The 17,171-nt window shown below is 73.7% G+C and carries 12 protein-coding genes; 8 read left to right on the forward strand and 4 right to left on the reverse strand.

Translation table 11 applies throughout. The annotated features are described in order from the left end of the window. Nucleotides 1-102: 102 nt before the first annotated feature. Together AC069K_RS00005 and paaK are read right to left on the reverse strand one after the other, a co-directional pair. A complete protein-coding gene (locus tag AC069K_RS00005; RefSeq protein ID WP_478611980.1) occupies nucleotides 103-2,508 on the reverse strand; it encodes a penicillin acylase family protein in 2,406 nt (801 codons plus the stop codon). A gap of 272 nt (nucleotides 2,509-2,780) precedes the next feature. Then, nucleotides 2,781-4,079, reverse strand: a complete 1,299-nt coding sequence (paaK, locus tag AC069K_RS00010) for a phenylacetate--CoA ligase PaaK (protein WP_478610469.1) — start codon at nucleotides 4,077-4,079, stop codon at nucleotides 2,781-2,783. Between the two features lie 196 nt (nucleotides 4,080-4,275). Here paaK and AC069K_RS00015 point away from each other — a divergent pair, with 196 nt between their 5' ends. Beyond that, complete coding sequence (locus AC069K_RS00015) at nucleotides 4,276-5,799, forward strand: alpha/beta fold hydrolase (protein ID WP_478610471.1); 1,524 nt, start codon at nucleotides 4,276-4,278, stop codon at nucleotides 5,797-5,799. Between the two features lie 59 nt (nucleotides 5,800-5,858). Here the strand turns inward: AC069K_RS00015 and AC069K_RS00020 are convergent, their stop codons facing one another. Next, nucleotides 5,859-7,478: an acyl-CoA synthetase gene (locus AC069K_RS00020; protein WP_478610473.1), complete on the reverse strand. Its 1,620-nt coding sequence runs from the start codon at nucleotides 7,476-7,478 to the stop codon at nucleotides 5,859-5,861. A gap of 165 nt (nucleotides 7,479-7,643) precedes the next feature. On the opposite strand from AC069K_RS00020, the gene AC069K_RS00025 reads away from it, so the two are divergent. From AC069K_RS00025 to AC069K_RS00045, 5 genes are all read left to right on the forward strand, one after another. Next, nucleotides 7,644-8,444 carry a crotonase/enoyl-CoA hydratase family protein gene (locus AC069K_RS00025; RefSeq protein ID WP_365103310.1) on the forward strand — a complete coding sequence of 267 codons (801 nt, stop codon included), beginning with the start codon at nucleotides 7,644-7,646 and terminating at the stop codon, nucleotides 8,442-8,444. Nucleotides 8,445-8,483: 39 nt separating this feature from the next. After that, nucleotides 8,484-9,428 (forward strand): Zn-ribbon domain-containing OB-fold protein, encoded by a 945-nt coding sequence (locus AC069K_RS00030; RefSeq protein WP_478610475.1) that lies wholly within the window; start codon nucleotides 8,484-8,486, stop codon nucleotides 9,426-9,428. Beyond that, a complete protein-coding gene (locus AC069K_RS00035) occupies nucleotides 9,428-10,483 on the forward strand; it encodes a thiolase domain-containing protein (RefSeq protein ID WP_478610477.1) in 1,056 nt (351 codons plus the stop codon). Before AC069K_RS00030 ends, AC069K_RS00035 begins: the two co-directional genes overlap by 1 nt. Next, the gene (locus tag AC069K_RS00040; RefSeq protein WP_478610479.1) at nucleotides 10,480-11,646 is read left to right on the forward strand and encodes a thiolase domain-containing protein; all 1,167 of its coding nucleotides are present in this window, start codon (nucleotides 10,480-10,482) and stop codon (nucleotides 11,644-11,646) included. The genes AC069K_RS00035 and AC069K_RS00040 overlap by 4 nt, the downstream gene beginning before the upstream one ends. 135 nt (nucleotides 11,647-11,781) lie before the next feature. Then, nucleotides 11,782-12,021 (forward strand): DUF397 domain-containing protein, encoded by a 240-nt coding sequence (locus tag AC069K_RS00045; RefSeq protein ID WP_101386816.1) that lies wholly within the window; start codon nucleotides 11,782-11,784, stop codon nucleotides 12,019-12,021. A gap of 271 nt (nucleotides 12,022-12,292) precedes the next feature. Here AC069K_RS00045 and AC069K_RS00050 read toward each other — a convergent pair whose 3' ends face one another. Next, entirely contained in the window at nucleotides 12,293-13,354 is a 1,062-nt protein-coding gene (locus tag AC069K_RS00050; RefSeq protein ID WP_358833952.1) for an isoafricanol synthase, read from the reverse strand. 335 nt (nucleotides 13,355-13,689) lie between these two features. Here AC069K_RS00050 and AC069K_RS00055 point away from each other — a divergent pair, with 335 nt between their 5' ends. Both AC069K_RS00055 and AC069K_RS00060 read left to right on the forward strand, forming a co-directional pair. Beyond that, complete coding sequence (locus AC069K_RS00055) at nucleotides 13,690-16,539, forward strand: ATP-binding protein (RefSeq protein ID WP_478611982.1); 2,850 nt, start codon at nucleotides 13,690-13,692, stop codon at nucleotides 16,537-16,539. Between the two features lie 56 nt (nucleotides 16,540-16,595). After that, a complete protein-coding gene (locus AC069K_RS00060; protein WP_101392197.1) occupies nucleotides 16,596-17,096 on the forward strand; it encodes a glycosyltransferase family protein in 501 nt (166 codons plus the stop codon). The last annotated feature ends 75 nt before the right edge of the window (nucleotides 17,097-17,171 follow it).

Consider the following 17,171-nt stretch of genomic DNA (forward strand, 5'->3'; position numbering starts at 1 on the left):
CCCCCCCCCCCCCCCCCCCCCCCCCCCCCCCCCCCCCCCCCCCCCCCCCCCCCCCCCCCCCCCCCCCCCCCCCCCCCCCCCCCCTCCCCCCCCCCGCGGCCGTCAGCGGTGCTCGCGCACCCGGACGACCCGCAGGGCGGGCGAGGAGAGGATGTCGCGCTCGCAGTAGCGCGAGGCGACCCAGCGCCGGCGCGAGTAGAGCCGTGTCTGGTCGCTGTAGTGGGGCGAGCGGACGTTCTCCGACTGGGAGTACGTCAGCAGGGTGCGGGCGACGGGGCAGCGCCCGCCGTCCCAGCCGACCGCCTGGATGTGGCTCGACCCGGTCGACACCTCGGTGTAGCCGCGCGCCGGGTCCCACACGCCCTCGACCTTGTTCCAGACACCCAGCGCCTCCGTCCCGCCCGACACGGGAAGGCGCTCGCCGTTCCGTACCACGTACTGGTGGCCGCCCAGCGCCGAGTCGAGCGGGATGCCCGCCGCGCGCAGTTCACCGACCGCGTCGGCGAGCGCCCGGGCGACACCGGGCGAGGCGGTGTCGAGGGTGTTCGGCGTGTGCACCGGGTCGGCGGCGGAGAACGGCACCTTCCAGAGCTGGGCCGCCGGCACTGTGGCCGTCAGCCTGCGCCAGTAGCGGTCGAAGAGCAGCGCGCCCCGGCTGCGGGCGTCGACCGTACGGTCCCAGCGGGCCAGCACCGCACACGCCCCCGACACGTCGACGCTCCTGCCGGCGCTGTCCGTCGCGGTCCCGCCGGGCAGCGCGGCGCACGCCTTGGCGGTGTCGGCCGCCGCCAGGGTCCCGGCGGGCGCCCGGTCGGCGAACTCCTGCCGCTGGAGGTCGGCGACGGTCAGCCGCCCCTTCGCGGCCATGGCCGCGACGTCCTCGACGGCCCCACGGGTGCGCAGCGAGCGCGGGGTGGCGACGTTGCCGAAGATCCGCTCGTAACCGGTCAGCGGATGACCGGCGTTGGTCAGCCAGGCGCTGTCGTTGGAGTTCTCCACATACGCGGTGTCCTTGAGCACCGGCATCCGGGCGGGCCCGAAGACCCCGGGCTGGACCGCGTCCGGGTCCGAGCCGAGGGCGCAGTCGCCGCGCGAACCGTCGAGGACGGCGACGCCCGAGGCCGGATAGAGGGCCTTGCCCAGCGGGGTGGAGCAGCGCCCGGCCAGGTCGTCGGTGATCCGGGGCAGCACCTGCGACTGGGTGAACAGGGAGTGCCCGTGCGCGTCGGCGGCGACCGTGTTCACCCAGGGCAGGCCCTGGGTGCGGCGCAGCGACGCGAGGACGTCGTCCGTGCTCCGCGCCCGGGAGAAGCCCAGCGCGGTGTCGGAGGCGCGCAGATTGAGGGAGTTGGGGTCGTTGAGCGCGAACGCCGTGGCCCTGGTCCAGGGCAGCGGCACCGTCGGACCGAGGCCGGTCACCACCGGTCCGTACCGCGTCCACCACTGCGTACGCGTCACCGGGGCGCCGCCCTTGACGGCGACCGTCACGGTCCGCCGGGTCATGCGCTCGGAGCGGCCGTCCACGAGGTACGCGGTGGGGTCGGCCGGGTCGAGGGTGAGCTGGTGGAGGTTGAGGGTGACGCCGGTGGCGACGGTGTGGCTCCAGGCCACCCGGTCGTTGAAGCCGATGCTCATGGTCGCGGTGCCCAGCAGGGCGGCGCCGGAGACGTTCAGCTCGCCGGGGACGGTCTGCTGCATCTGCCAGAACCGGCGGCCCCCGTGCCACGGATAGTGCGGGTTGCCCAGGAGCAGCCCGCGCCCGTCGGCGGTGGCGGCCCCGCTGAAGGCGACGGCGTTGGAGCCCATGTCGGCCTGGTCGGCGGCGAAAAGACGCTGGGCGGCCTTCGCCGCCTCGCCGGGGTCGGGAGCGGCGGGTGCGGGCGCGGGCGCGGCGGCGGGCGGCTGGGCGGCGGTGAGGGCGTCGGTGACGCGTCCCTGGCCGCCCAGCACGGATATGGCGAAGCCGCGCGCGGCCACGTCGGTGACGCTCACCGGGCGCACCCAGGGCGCGCCCGCGCACGCCGGGTCGGTGACGCGGTGCTGCTTCAGCCAGGCGTTGTAGCCCGCCGCCCAGCCGCGCATCAGCTCCACCGACCGCCGGCTCGGCCCGGCGGGCGCGGGCGTGGCCAGCAGTCTCTCGACCGTGCGGGAGTCGCGTACGGAGGTGAAGTACAGGTCGCTGGAGAGGTTCTTGGTGGCGGCCGAGAGCGAGCCGTCGGGGGCCGCGTCGGGGCCGAACCACTTCGACCGCTCCCCGCGCAGCGTGACGAACCCGTCGGCGAGGGTGCACACCTGGTCGGCCGCCTGGGCGTAGCCGGTGCCGAAGCCGAGGCCCGCGTAGTCGTCGGCGAGGATGTGCGGGATGCCGTACTCGGTATAGCGGATGACGGCGGACAGGCCGCCGCCGGAGGGATGGTGCTCGCGGTCGCCGGGCGCGGCCGAGGCGGTCGGGGACAGCGAGGCGGAGGCGGTGAGCAGAGCGACACCGGCCAGCGCGAGGCGCCGGATCCGAGTGCGGGTGCGGGTGCGCGTGCCTGGACCGGCGGGGCGGGTGCGCGTACGGGTGGTGCCTCGGCCGGTGTCGGCGCCGTCGTCGGTGCGTGCGGCGGTGCGTGCGGCGGTGCGTGCGGCGGTACGGGCGCGGAGAGCCAACGTTCCTCCCAACTCAGGGAATGACACGGGTGGTTGCCCATGACACACGAAGTGCCGCCAGCCACTCAGTCAGCCCGGCCCACGCCTGTCAACAGCCCGGCCAGCACCCGCCCCCCGCACCCTCCGCGTCAGGCCGCCCCGCCGCCCCCGCGCAGATCCACGATCCGTCGGAACTTGCCCACCGACCGCTCGATCGTGTCGGGGTCGACGACCTCCACCTCCACCGAGACCCCGATGCCCTCCTTCACCGCCGTCACGACCGACCGCGCGGCCGCCTCGCGCTGCCCGGGCGCGGTGCCGGCCCGCGCCTCCACCCGTACCGTCAGCGCGTCCAGGCGGCCGTCCTTGGTCAGCCGCAGCTGGAAGTGCGGGGCGAGGCCGGGGGTGCGCAGCACGATCTCCTCGATCTGGGTGGGGAAGAGGTTCACCCCGCGCAGGATCACCAGGTCGTCACTGCGGCCGGTCACCTTCTCCATCCGCCGGAACACCCGGGCCGAGCCCGGCAGCAGCCGGGTCAGATCCCGCGTCCGGTAACGGATCACCGGCATGGCCTCCTTGGTGAGCGAGGTGAAGACCAGCTCGCCGCGCTCGCCCTCGGGCAGCACCTCCCCGGTGAGCGGGTCGACGATCTCCGGGTAGAAGTGGTCCTCCCAGATGTGCAGCCCGTCCTTGGTCTCCACGCACTCCTGCGCCACCCCGGGCCCCATCACCTCCGACAGCCCGTAGATGTCGACCGCGTCGAGGGCGAAGCGCTCCTCGATCTCGCGGCGCATCTCCTCCGTCCACGGCTCGGCGCCGAAGATCCCCACCTTCAGCGAGGTCGTGCGGGGGTCGACGCCCTGCCGTTCGAACTCGTCGAGGAGCGTCAGCATGTACGACGGGGTCACCATGATGATCTCGGGGCGGAAGTCCTGGATCAGCTGGACCTGGCGGGCCGTCATACCGCCGGAGGCGGGGATCACCGTACAGCCGAGCCGCTCCGCCCCGTAGTGCGCGCCCAGACCGCCCGTGAACAGCCCGTAGCCGTACGCCACATGCACCTTGTGGCCCGGGCGTCCGCCCGCCGCGCGGATCGAGCGGGCCACCACGTCCGCCCAGGTGTCCAGATCGCGCTCGGTGTAGCCGACGACGGTCGGGCGGCCGGTGGTGCCGCTGGAGGCGTGGACGCGGCGGATCTCGGACTCGGGGACGGCGAACATCCCGAACGGGTAGTGGTCGCGCAGGTCCGCCTTGGTGGTGAAGGGGAAGCGGGCGAGGTCGGCGAGCGAACGGCAGTCCTCCGGCCGTATCCCCGCCTTGTCGAACGCCTCCCGGTAGAAGCCCACGTTCTCGTACGCATGGCTCAGCGACGCCCTCAGCCGGTCGAGCTGGAGCGCCTCCAGCTCCACCCGGCTCAGCCGTTCCGCCGCGTCCAGCAGGGGTTCCATGGGCCGCTCCCGTCCTCGCCGGTCGTCACTCCGCCAACATCCACCGACCGATCATTCGGTAGATCTGCTCGGGTTCAGTAATCCAGCCACCGGACCGCACCGTCAAGCCCTGTGGACAACGCGCCCGCAGCGCGCCTTTCGCGCTGTGGGCGAAACCGCCTTGGCCCGCTCGCCGCCGGCTGTGAGGATCGCCCGCATGCCCAAGTTCACCGCGTACGACGGAACCGAGCTCGCCTACCACTTGGCGGGGACGGGTCAGCCACTGATCTGTCTGCCCGGCGGCGACCTGGGGGCCTCTGCTTGTCTGGGGGACCTGGGCGGCCTGTCCGCCCACCGGCAGCTGGTGCTGCTCGACCCGCGCGGAACGGGCGACTCGGCAGTGCCGCGGGACCCCTCCTCGTACCGCTGCGACCGGATGACCGACGACGTCGAGGCGCTGCGCGAGCACCTCGGCCTGGAGCGCGTCGACCTCCTCGCCCACTCGGCCTCCGGCAACCTCGCCACCCTCTACGCGGCGGCCCACCCGCGGCGCGTCGGCTCGCTCGTGCTGGTCACCCCCGGCCTCCGGGCCGTCGGCCTGGAGACCACGGCCGACGACCGGCAGGCCGCGGCGGCGCTGCGCGCGGGCGAGAGCTGGTACGAGGAGGGCCGCGCCGCGCTGGAGGAGATCCGGGGCGGGCGCGACCCGCGCGAGGTGGGGACGGCCGTCCAACCGTTCGTGTACGGGCGGTGGGACGAGGCCGCGCGCGCCCACGCGGCGGACGAGGACACCCAGACCAACCGCGCGGCGGCCGGTCTTTACTGCCAGGACGGGGTCTTCGACCCGGCCGCCACCACCGCCGCGCTCGCCGCCGTGGACGCGCCCGTGCTGGTCCTCGCGGGGGCGTACGACGCCACCCCCACCCCCGAGCGGGCCGCCGAGTTCGCCGCGCTCTTCCCCCGGGGCGAGGTCACCGTGCTGCCGGGCGCCGGGCACTTCCCGTGGCTGGACGCGCCCGGCGACTTCGTACGGACGCTCGCGGCCTTCCTGGAGCCGGACGTGCGCAGCGTGCGCACGGCATCCGGTATCCGTCTCGCCTACCGGGTCCTGGGCGAGGAGTCCGCGCCGCCGGTCCTCCTCGTCCACGGACGGGGCGGCACCGGCGCCGACTGGAGCGGGATCGCCGAGGCCCTGGCCGCCACGCGCCGGGTGTACGCGCTCGACCTGAGCGGCCACGGCCTCAGCGACTGGCCCGGCCGCTACTCGTTCGAGGGGTTCCGCGACGATCTGCGCGGCTTCGTCGACGCGCTCGGCCTGGCCGGCGCCGATGTGGTGGCCCACTCCATGGGCGGCGCGGCGGCCCTCCTGCTCGCGATCGGGGCGCCCGAGCTGGTCGGACGGCTCGTCCTGGAGGAGTGCCCGCCGCTGGTCCCCCTCGATCCGCCGCGCGGGGTCTTGGACCTGCCCGACGGGGAGCTCTCCTTCGACTGGCCGGTCGTCACCGACGTGGACGCCCAGCTCAACGAGCCGGATCCGGCCTGGCGCGCGGGTTGCGCGTCCTTGGCCACACCGACGCTGATCGTCGCGGGCGGCCCGGACAGCCACATCGACCAGAAGGCGATCGCCGAGCTGGCCGCCCTCATCCCCGGTGCCCGGCTCGTCACCCTGGAGGCGGGCCACTCGGTCCACGCCGGACAGCCCGCCGCGTTCCTGGCCGAACTGCGGGAGTTCGGCATCTGACGGCCGACATCTGACGGCCGACATCTGACGGGCGGCTTCTGGCGGGCGGCCCCGCAGCGTCAGCCCGCCGACTCCGCCGCCACCGCCCGCGCCCACCGGTAGTCCGCCTTGCCGCTGGGTGAGCGCTGGATGCTCGGGGCGATGACCAGCCGGCGCGGCACCTTGTACCCGGCCAGCCGGGCCCGGCAGTGGCTCTGGATGGCGTCGAGCGTCGGCGCCTCGGCGCCCTCGCGCACCTGCACCACCGCCGCGACGTGGTGGCCCCAGGTGGCGTCCGGAACGCCCGCCACCAGCGCGTCGTACACGTCCGGATGGGACTTGAGCGCCTGCTCGACCTCCTCCGGATACACCTTCTCGCCGCCGGTGTTGATGCACTGCGAGCCGCGCCCGAGGACCGTGACGATGCCGTCCTCGTCGACCGTGGCCATGTCGCCGAGGAGCACCCAGCGCTCCCCGTCCCGCTGGAAGAACGTCTCGGCGGTCTTCGCCGGGTCGTTGTAGTAGCCGAGCGGCACATGGCCGCGCTGGGCGAGCCGGCCGGGCTCTCCGGGCTTCACCGGCTCGTGGGTGGCCGGGTCGACCACCGCCGTGCGGGAGTTGACGCGCAGCCTGAAGCCCCTGTCGGGGCCGGAGTCGTCGGTGGCGGTGCCGTTGAAGCCGGATTCGGAGGAGCCGAAGTTGTTGAGCAGCATCGCGTTCGGCACCAGCGCGCTGAACTGGGCGCGGACCGTCTCCGACATGATCGCCCCGGAGGACGAGACGCTGAACAGGGACGAGCAGTCGACCCCCTTCAGCGGGCCGTTCAGCGCGTCGATGAGCGGGCGCAGCATCGCGTCCCCCACCAGCGACACACTGGTCACCCTCTCCTTCTCGATCGTCCGCAGGACCTCCTCGGCCACGAACTTGCGGTGGATCACCACCCGCTGGCCGAAGTGGAAGCCGATGAACGCGGTGAGGGTGGAGGTGCCGTGCATCAGCGGGGGAGTGGGGAAGAAGGTGATGCCCTCACCGCCCGCCGCGACCCGTTCGGCCAGTTCCTCGGGGCGGGAGACCGGCTCGCCCGTCGGCGCGCCGCCGCCGAGCCCGGAGAAGAACAGGTCCTCCTGGCGCCACATCACGCCCTTGGGCATGCCGGTGGTGCCGCCGGTGTAGATGATGAAGAGGTCGTCGGGGGAGCGGGGCGCGAACCCCCGCTCCTCTGACCCTGACGCCTCCGCCTCGGTGAACGGCACCGCGTCCAGCGCGGGCGCGCCCTCCGGCGGTTCCCCCACCCGTACGAGATGGCGCAGCCTCCCGGAGTGCGGCAGCGCGCCCGCCACCCGTCCGGTGAACTCCGCGTCGAAGACCAGCGCCGCCAGATCCGCGTCCCGGTAGAGGTAGGACAACTCCTCTTCCACATAGCGGTAGTTGACGTTGACCGGGACGATCCGCGCCTTGAGGCAGCCGAGCACGGTCTGGAGGTACTCGACGCCGTTGTACAGATGCAGGCCCAGGTGCTCGCCCGGCCGGAGGCCGCTGCCGATGAGGTGGTGGGCGATCCGGTTGGCGGCGGCGTCCAGGCGACGGTAGGTGAGCCGGCGCTCCGCGCCCGTGCCGGGGTGGTCGAGGTGGACCAGCGCCTCGCGGTCGGGGACCACGTCGACGACCGACTCGAACAGGTCGGCAAGGTTGTACTCCACCGCTCCTCCTGACCCCGGCGCCATCCGTGTGGCCGTCATCAGAGCAGAGCCCGCCACAAGTGGGAAGGGGCCCCGGCCAAAGAATCTGACTGCCTGTCAGAAAACTATTGAACTGCGCCCCCGGCTCCTGCAACCTGTTCCAGTCCGACGACGGGAGGCAGGTCCATGGGTGGCACCGAACACCTCACCGTGCGGCGCGAGGGCGCCACACTCGTACTCACGCTCAACCGGCCCGAGGCCAGGAACGCGCTCTCGCTGTCGATGCTGGTCGGCCTCCACGACGGCTGGCTGGAAGCCGACGCCGACGACGCGGTCCGCTCGGTCGTCCTCACCGGCGCCGGCGGCGCGTTCTGCGCGGGCATGGACCTCAAGGCCCTCGCGGGCAAGGGGATGGAGGGCGAGGAGCACCGCGACCGCCTCAAGGCCGACCCGGATCTGCACTGGAAGGCGATGCTGCGCCACCACCGCCCCCGCAAACCCGTGATCGCGGCCGTCGAGGGCCCCTGTGTGGCGGGCGGCACCGAGATCCTCCAGGGCACCGACATCCGCGTGGCGGGCGAGAGCGCCACCTTCGGGCTCTTCGAGGTCCGGCGCGGCCTCTTCCCCATCGGCGGCTCGACCGTCCGCCTCCAGCGCCAGATCCCGCGCACCCACGCCCTGGAGATGCTGCTCACCGGGCGGCCCTACGCCGCGCGCGAAGCCGCCGCCATCGGCCTGATCGGCCATGTCGTCCCGGACGGCACCGCCCTCGCCCGGGCCCTGGAGATCGCGGAGCAGATCAACGCCTGCGGCCCGCTCGCCGTCGAAGCCGTCAAGGCCTCGGTGTACGAGAGCGCCGAGATGACCGAGACCGACGGCCTCGCCGCCGAACTGAAGCGCGGCTGGCCGGTCTTCGACACCGCCGACGCCAAGGAGGGCGCCCGCGCCTTCGCCGAGAAGCGCCCGCCCGTCTACCGGCGCGCCTGAGCGCGCACCCGTGCCGCGCGCCCGAGAAGGAGACCGACGATGCCCGAAGTCCTCAGCGCCCCCCTGGTGGTCGAGTTCCCGTTCACCCGCTCCCTGGGCCCCGTACAGAGCGCCTTCCTCACCGGGCTGCGCGAGCGGACCGTCCTCGGGGTGACGACCTCCGACGGCAGGACGCTCGTGCCGCCCGTCGAATACGACCCGGTCACCGCCGAGGAGCTGCGCGACCTCGTCGAAGTCGCCCCCACCGGCACCGTCACCACCTGGGCCTGGAACCCCGCCCCGCGCCGGGGCCAGCCCCTGTCCCACCCCTTCGCCTGGGTCCTGGTCCGGCTCGACGGCGCCGACACCGCCCTCCTGCACGCCCTGGACGCGCCGGGCCCCGAGGCCGTGCGGACCGGGATGCGGGTCCGCGTGCGGTGGGCCGGGGAGCGCGCGGGCGCCATCACGGACATCGCGTGCTTCGAACCGTACGACGGCGAGGCGGCGGGGGAGCCGCGCCCGCACGACGGGCGGTTCGCGGACCCGGTCACCGGGATCGTCGCCCCGGCCCGGCTCGACTACACCTACAGCCCGGGCCGCGCCCAGACCGCGTACATCGAGGCACTGGCCGAACACAGGACCGTCGGCGAGCGCTGCCCCTCGTGCCGCAAGGTGTACGTGCCGCCGCGCGGAGCCTGCCCCACCTGCGGGGTCGCCACCGAGGAGCGCGTGGAGGTGGGCCCGGCCGGCACCGTCACCACGTACTGCATCGTCAACATCAAGGCCCGGAACCTCGACATCGAGGTGCCCTACGTCTACGCGCACATCGCCCTCGACGGCGCCGACCTCGCCCTGCACGGCCGGATCGGCGGCATCCCCTACGACCAGGTGCGGATGGGGCTGCGGGTCGAACCGGTGTGGAGCGAGGGCGGCCGCCACCCCGACCACTACCGCCCCACCGGCGAGCCCGACGCCGACTACGACTCCTACAAGGAGCTGATCTGATGGGCCCCGCACGGGATGTGGCCGTCGTCGCCTTCGCGCAGAGCGACCACCGGCGCCGCACCGACGAGCTCTCCGAGGTCGAGATGCTGATGCCGGTGCTGCATCAGGTGCTCGCGAGCACCGGACTGCGCACCGGCGACATCGGCTTCACCTGTTCCGGCTCCTGCGACTACCTCGCGGGGCGCGCGTTCTCCTTCACCATGGCCCTGGACGGCGTCGGCGCCTGGCCGCCCATCGCCGAGTCGCACGTGGAGATGGACGGCGCCTGGGCGCTCTACGAGGCCTGGGTGAAGATCCTCACCGGCGAGGCCGACACCGCGCTCGTCTACTCCTACGGCAAGTCCTCGCCCGGCGAGCTCCGCGACGTCCTGACCCGCCAGCTCGACCCGTACTACCTGGCGCCCCTGTGGCCCGACTCCGTCGCGCTGGCCGCCCTCCAGGCCCAGGCCCTCATCGACGCGGGCGACACCGACGAGCGCGCCCTCGCCGTGATCGCCACCCGCAGCCGGGACTCCGCCACCGCCAACCCCCGCGCCCAGGTGCGCGGTTCACGGCCGCAGGGCGACTACCTCGTACGGCCCCTGCGCACCGGCGACTGCCCACCGGTCGGGGACGGGGCCGCCGCCGTGATCCTCGCGGCGGGGGACCTCGCACGCCGGCTGTGCGAACGGCCCGCCTGGATCCGGGGCATGGACCACCGCGTCGAGGCCCACGCCCTGGGCGTGCGCGACCTCACCGACTCGCCCTCCGCCCGGCTCGCGGCCGAGCGCGCCGGAGCCTTCGAACGGCCCGTGGACACCGCCGAACTGCACGCGCCCTTCAGCTCGCAGGAGGTCGTCCTGCGCAAGGCGCTGCGGCTGGACCACGGCGTACGGGTCAACCCGTCCGGGGGCGCGCTGGCCGCCAACCCCGTGATGGCCGCCGGACTGATCCGGATCGGGGAGGCCGCCGCCGGGATCCACCGGGGCGAGTCCCACCGGGCGCTCGCCCACGCCACCTCGGGGCCGTGCCTCCAGCAGAACCTCGTCGCCGTACTGGAGGGGGAGCCGTCGTGAGCAGGGAACCCGTGGCCGTCGTCGGGATCGGCCAGACCAAGCACGTCGCCGCCCGCCACGACGTCTCGATCGCGGGCCTGGTCCGCGAGGCGGCCCAGCGCGCCCTCGACGACGCGCAGGTGGGGTGGGCCGACATCGACGCGGTCGTCATCGGCAAGGCCCCGGACTTCTTCGAGGGCGTGATGATGCCGGAGCTGTACCTCGCCGACGCGCTCGGCGCGGTCGGCAAGCCCCTGCTGCGCGTGCACACCGCCGGCTCGGTCGGCGGCTCCACCGCGCTGGTCGCCGCGAACCTGGTGGCCGCGCGCGTCCACGGCACCGTCCTGACCCTCGCCTTCGAGAAGCAGTCCGAGTCCAACGCCATGTGGGGCCTGTCCCTGCCCGTCCCCTTCCAGCAGCCGCTGCTCGCCGGGGCGGGCGGCTTCTTCGCGCCGCACGTCCGCGCGTACATGCGGCGCTCCGGCGCCCCTGACACCGTGGGCTCGCTCGTCGCGTACAAGGACCGGCGCAACGCGCTCCTGAACCCGTACGCGCATCTGCACGAGCGGGACATCACCCTGGAGAAGGTGCAGGCGTCCCCGATGCTCTGGGACCCCATCCGCTACTCCGAGACCTGCCCCTCCTCGGACGGGGCGTGCGCGATGGTCCTCACCGACCGCGCGGGCGCGGCCCGTTCGCCCCATCCGGCCGCCTGGGTGCACGGCGGGGCGATGCGCAGCGAGCCCACGCTCTTCGCGGGCAAGGACTTCGTCTCCCCGCGCGCGGGCAAGGACTGCGCCGCCGACGTCTACCGGCAGGCCCGGATCTCCGACCCGCGCCGCGAGATCGACGCCGTGGAGATGTACGTGCCGTTCTCCTGGTACGAACCGATGTGGCTGGAGAACCTGGGCTTCGCGGCGGAGGGGGAGGGCTGGAAACTCACCGAGTCGGGCGTCACCGAACTCGACGGGGATCTGCCGGTCAACCCCTCGGGCGGTGTGCTCTCCACCAACCCCATCGGCGCCTCCGGCATGATCCGCTTCGCCGAGGCGGCCCTGCAGGTGCGGGGCCGGGCCGGTGAGCACCAGGTGGAGGGGGCGCGCCGGGCGCTCGGGCACGCCTACGGCGGCGGCTCGCAGTTCTTCGCGATGTGGCTGGTCGGCTCCGAACCGCCGGACAGGTAGGGGCGGCCTGCCGTGCACCGGGGCGCCGCGGGCCCGTCGTCGCGGGCGGGGCGCGGTACTCCTTCCGTGGCCTGTCCGGGACCGGACGCGCTCGCTAGTCTGGCCCGGACGACAGGGAACCGGGAGGAGCAGGACGTGGCCGAGAGCACCACCCAGCAGACCCTAGTGGGCTGGGACAAGCCGGATCTCGATCTCAGCAAGGCCGACTGGAGGTCGAGCAGCCAGGGGACGGGAGACGTCCAGATCGCGTTCGTGGAGGGGTTCATCGCGATGCGCAACGGGGGCCGCCCCGGCAGCCCCTCGCTGATCTTCAGCCCGGCCGAGTGGCGCGCCTTCGTACTCAACGCGCGCGACGGCGAGTTCGACCTCACCTGAGGCACCGGCCGGACGGGGCCACCGGCCCGGTCGCGGCCCACCGCGCACCCGCCCGGCCCACGCGCCGGGCGGGAGCGGCGCCCGCCGAGACCCGCGAAGCCGTCCCGGTCCAGGGCCCGCGCCCGTGGCTACGACGAGCCGCGTGCCTGCCACCCGCCCCGGCGCGTGCGGTACTTCCTCAAGGAGCACCCGCGCCAGGAGCGCGCGGGCCGTCCCGCGGCACCCGCGCCCGGAACGCCCGGCGCCGGCGGCACCGACGGCCGCACGGCTCTCAGGCGTCCAGCGCGTCCGCCTCCTCGAAGAGGTGCGCCCAGGGCCGCTGCCCCCGGCCCGCCGCCTCGACGCCTGCCCTGTTGTACCGGGCCGTCGTGCGCGACCACGCCAGGTTGCCGCTCATCAGCGCCCGCATCCCCGCCACGTAGTCGTCGACCTGGGCGCGCAGCTGGTCCGAGACGCCGGTGCCCGCGAGGGTGTCCGAGAGCTCGGCCGCGAGCGTCTGGAAGCGCTCCACCCGGGAGTTGGCCATCCGGGCGACCTCGCGCGCGGCGCGGTCCACCGAGAGCCCGGACCCCCGGTGCAGGATGATCACGCTGTTGTTGACGTCCCCGGCGGCCAGCTCCTTGTCCGCGGAGACGATGTCGTTGACGAAGATCACCACATCGGCGGTGATCCAGCGCATCTCGGCCAGCGGGCTGCCCCGGTGCAGCTCGTCGGGGAGCGTGTAGCGGCCGCACCGCTCGACGAGATCCAGACAGGGCTGCACGCCTATGGAGTCACGGCGCCCGCGCAGGAACCCCGGCAGCGACGGCAGCCCGGTACGGGTGCGGTTGACGGCCTCCCAGTGATAGGCCGTCAGATAGTCCCGCCAGTGCTCGCGGAAGCGGTTCTGCCACAGCAGCGGGGTGCCGTCGCTCAGCCGCTTCCACAACTCCGCCAGCGTGCCCGCGAGATGGCTGGTGGGGTCGCCCGGGGCGGGACCCCGCTCGCTCATCGTGCGCAGCATGATGTCGATCTGCCGGGCCACCGCGTCGGGCTGCCGGCCGATCGGCCCGTCGAACTGGTCGTCGAAGACGAAGAACCAGGCGTTGAGGTCGGTCGCCAGCGCGAGATCGGCGTCGTCGGCGTCCGGATAGAAGTACGCCATCAGGCGTTCCAGCCCCATCGCGTCGTACTCGTCCGTGGCCTTCTGGCCCGAGAGCATCCCGAACCGGTGAAGCCAGTCCAGCGTGTGCTGACGCGCCAGCCCGTGGCGCGGATGGCAGCGGGCGGGGAACGGGATGTCCACCAGCCCCGTGCGGTCGTCCGACAGCTGTGAGCCTGATGGGGACGCCATCGCTCCGCCTCCTGAACGCCGAAGGGAGTGAGCAGCCTTGGGCGGAGCTGCTGTCCGGAAAACTCATAGTGCGCCCGTGGCCGGAACCGCACAAGCGGCGTGTGGGCCGGTGCTTCGCGCCCCCGCAAGCGGGCCAACGCCCCAGCAGATCCAAGCCAGTTAGTCAAGCCGGGTTTGCAAGACAGTCACATCGGTGTCACGGTGCGTGTCCGAAAGCGTAGGCTCGGCCCTACTGGCAAAAGGGGACGGTTGTGGCGGACTCGAAAGGCCGGCGGACCGGTGGTGCGCGCAGGCGACTGTTCGAGCGGGAGAACGAACTCCTGCTTCTCGAAGGCATGCTGGACGACCTGTGCGGCACCGGAGCCGAAGGGGATACGACCGCGCCGAGCGGCGGGCTGCTCGCGATCGCGGGAGGGGCCGGACTCGGCAAGACGAGTCTGATCGCCGAGATCCGCAGGGAGGCCGTCGCACGCGGCTGCACCCTGCTGACGGCCCGCGGCGGCGAACAGGAGCAGGGCGTGGCCTTCCACGTGGTGCGCCAGCTGGTGCAGCCCGTACTGGCCGCGACCGGCGAGAGTGAACACCGCCGGATACTCGGGACCTGGTACGACATCGTGGCGCCCGCGGTCGGCCTGGTCGCGGTCCCGGGCGGCGGCTCGCCCGACCCGCAGGGCGTGCGCGACGGCCTCGACTGGCTGGTCACCCGGTTCGCCGTCCAGCACACGCCCGTCGTGCTCATCGTCGACGACGCGCACTGGGCGGACGACGAGTCCCTGAGCTGGCTGAGCTCGTTCGCCCTGCGCGCCGCCGAACTGCCGATCCTGATCGTGACGGCCTACCGGCCCGAGGAACTGCCCGCGCAGGCCGTGGAGTTCCGCAGGCTCGCCGAACGGCACGGCTCCCGGCCGGTGACCCTGGCCCCGCTCTCCCCGCACGGCGTGGGCAGGCTCGTCCACGACGTCCTGCAGAACGGCGCCGACGACCTCTTCTCCCGCGAGTGCTGGGCACTCACCGGAGGCAACCCCTTCGAGGCCGTCGAGCTCATCGCCAAGATCCACGAGCGGAACATCAAACCGCACTACGCCAACGCCGCCGAGCTGCGCGAACTCGCCTCCTCCGCCCGCGGCAGCGGACTCGTCGAGCGCCTGGAGCGGCTCGGCCCCTCGCCGGTCAGACTGGCCTGGGCCGTCGCCATCCTGGGCACCTCGGTCGACCCGCAGATGGCGAGCAGCGTGGGCGGCCTCGGCGCCGAGGAGTCGGTGGACGCGATCCAGCGGCTGCGCGAGGCCCGCATCCTGGCCGAGCGCACCGGCGACACCGACCGGCTCGACTTCTTCCACCCGCTGGTCGGCACCGCCGTCTACCGCGCCATCCCGCCCGCGATGCGGGTGGCGATGCACGGCCAGGCCGCGGTCCGCGTCACCGAGGCGGGCCTCGGACCCACGGTGGCCGCCCGCCACCTCCTGGAGATGCATCCGGAGGACGACCGCTGGGCGGTGCAGCAGCTCAGGGCCGCGGCCCGCGAGTGCATGCGGGCCGGCGCACCCGAGGCCGCCCGGCGCTGTCTGGCCCGCGCCCTGCGCGAGCCGCCCTCCCTGGAGGACCGGGCCGAGGTGCTGTTCGAGCTCGGCTGCTCCGCTCTGCTGAACGAACCGGCCACCACCGTCAACCACCTCCAGGCCGCCCTGGAGGAGCCGGAGCTCGACCCCGCCCTGCGCGAGGCCATCACCTGCCGCCTCGCCCAGGCGCTCGCCCACACCGACCGGATGGGCGAGGCGGCCGAGCTGGTCGCCGTCGAGGCCAGGAACTCCAACAACCCGCGCACCCGGCTGCGCATGCAGGCCGAGGGCTTCAAGTGGAACGCCTTCCGCGCCGACGAGGAGGACTCCGCCGCCCGCTCGCGCAGGCTCGCCCGCCTCGCCGACCACCTCACCACCCGCGGCATGGCCGAGCGCTACATCCTGGGGCTGCGCGCCTGGGACGCCATGGTCCGCGGCGAGCCCGCCGCCACCGCCCTGGCCTACGCCGAGGAGGCGCTCGGCGACGGGCTCTCCTGGACCGACGAGGAGTGGGGCTTCGAGGTCCCCGTGATGGTCGCGCTGACCTTCATGTACTGCGACCAGCCGGGCCGCGCGGACGAGCTGTTCAGCCGGGGCATCGCGGAGTGCGAGAACCGGGGCTGGCGCGGCGCCCACCTCTCCTTCGGGCTCACCCTGCTCGGCTACATCCGGTTCTGCCGCGGCCGGCTCGCCGAGGCCGAGGACCTGGTCCACGGGGGCCTGCGGATCGCCGACCGGGTCGGCCAGCGCATCCCCGCCCAGTGGTTCGCCCTCGGCATCCTCATGGAGATCCTGCTGGCCAGGGGCCGGGTGGACGAGGCGCAGGAGCTCTCCGACCGCTACAACTACGGCCAGGTCGTCCCCAACGCCGTGGTCTACCCCGACTCCGAGACCGTCTACAGCGAGCTGCTGCTCGCCCGGGGTCTGCGCAGCGACGCCGAGCAGCGGCTGCGCGCGGTCGGCCGTCGCCTGGACCGCAGGGGCATGCGCAACCCGGCGTGGTGCCCCTGGCGCCCGCTGCTCGCCGAGGCCCTGGCCCAGGCGGACCCGGCGGAGGCCCAGAAGATCGCCGACGAGGGCGTGGAGCTGGCCCGCCGCTTCGGTACGGCCGGCGCCATCGGCCGGGCCCTGCACTCGGCCGCCAAGGTCGCCACCGGCGCGAAGAGCCTCAAGCTCCTCGCGGAAGCCGTGCAGTACCTGGAGCGCTCGCCGTCCGCGTACGAGCTGGCCCGCGCGCTGGTCGACCACGGCACCGCGCTCAGCCGCGCCGGCCTGCCCCAGGACGCCTCGGAGCTGCTCGTCCGGGGCATGGAGAACGCGACGAGCTGCGGCGCCGACGCGCTGGCGGCCCGGGCCCGCGACGAACTGGCCGCCTCGGGGCTGCGCCCGCTGCGGCTGCGTGCGGTGGGCACGGACTCGCTGACCGCCCAGGAGAAGACGGCCGCCGACCGGGCGGCGCGGGGCTGGGACAACACCCGCATCGCCGAGGAGCTGGGCCTGCGGGAGCGGGGCGTGGAACTGCTGCTCTCGGGCGTCTTCCGCAAGCTCGGTACCGACCGGGCGGGACTGCCGGAGCTCCTGCGGCACACCGGGACGGACCCGGGCCCCGGGACTCCGCCGCACTGACCGGCCGTACGTGGGCCGGGGCCCGTCGCGGTGCCCCGGCCACGTACCATGGCGGCATGTCGTTCCTCCGCCGCCGCAGCTCCGCCACTCCCGCGGGCCCGGACTTCGATGTCCTGGCCATGGACCCGGGCGACTGGCCCGGAAACCTCGGGGCCGGGCTGCTGCCCGCGCCCGACGGAAGCTGCCAGGGCGTCTTCCTGCGCTACGACCTGTTCGGCGGCCGGGGCCCCGCGATGGTCATCGGCAACCTGCCCGAGGGCTCCCCGGCCCGGGAGCTCGACGAGGGGCAGGTGCCCTTCGAGGTCGCCCAGCTCCTGCTGGCGCTGGAGAACGACGAGCCCGTCGAGGTCGTCGACTCCGAGGACATCCCGGTGATGCAGGGCGACAACCTGCTGATCGTGCGGCGCCTCAAGCTCTCCGAGAGCCGTGTCTCCTGCGTCCAGTTCGACCGCAGCGACAACGTGCTCGTCACCATCGCCAGCTGGGACCGGCCGATCACCGACGACCTGTACGCACTCCTCAAGCCGCTCCCGGCCGAGCTCTTCCAGCAGGGCTGACGGCGTCAGTGGCAGGTCAGCGGCCTGCCACTGGTCTCCTCCACTGACACGACACACCCTTCCCGCAGCGCTCTT

The sequence above is a fragment of the Streptomyces sp. NPDC043908 genome (genome assembly GCF_056435525.1).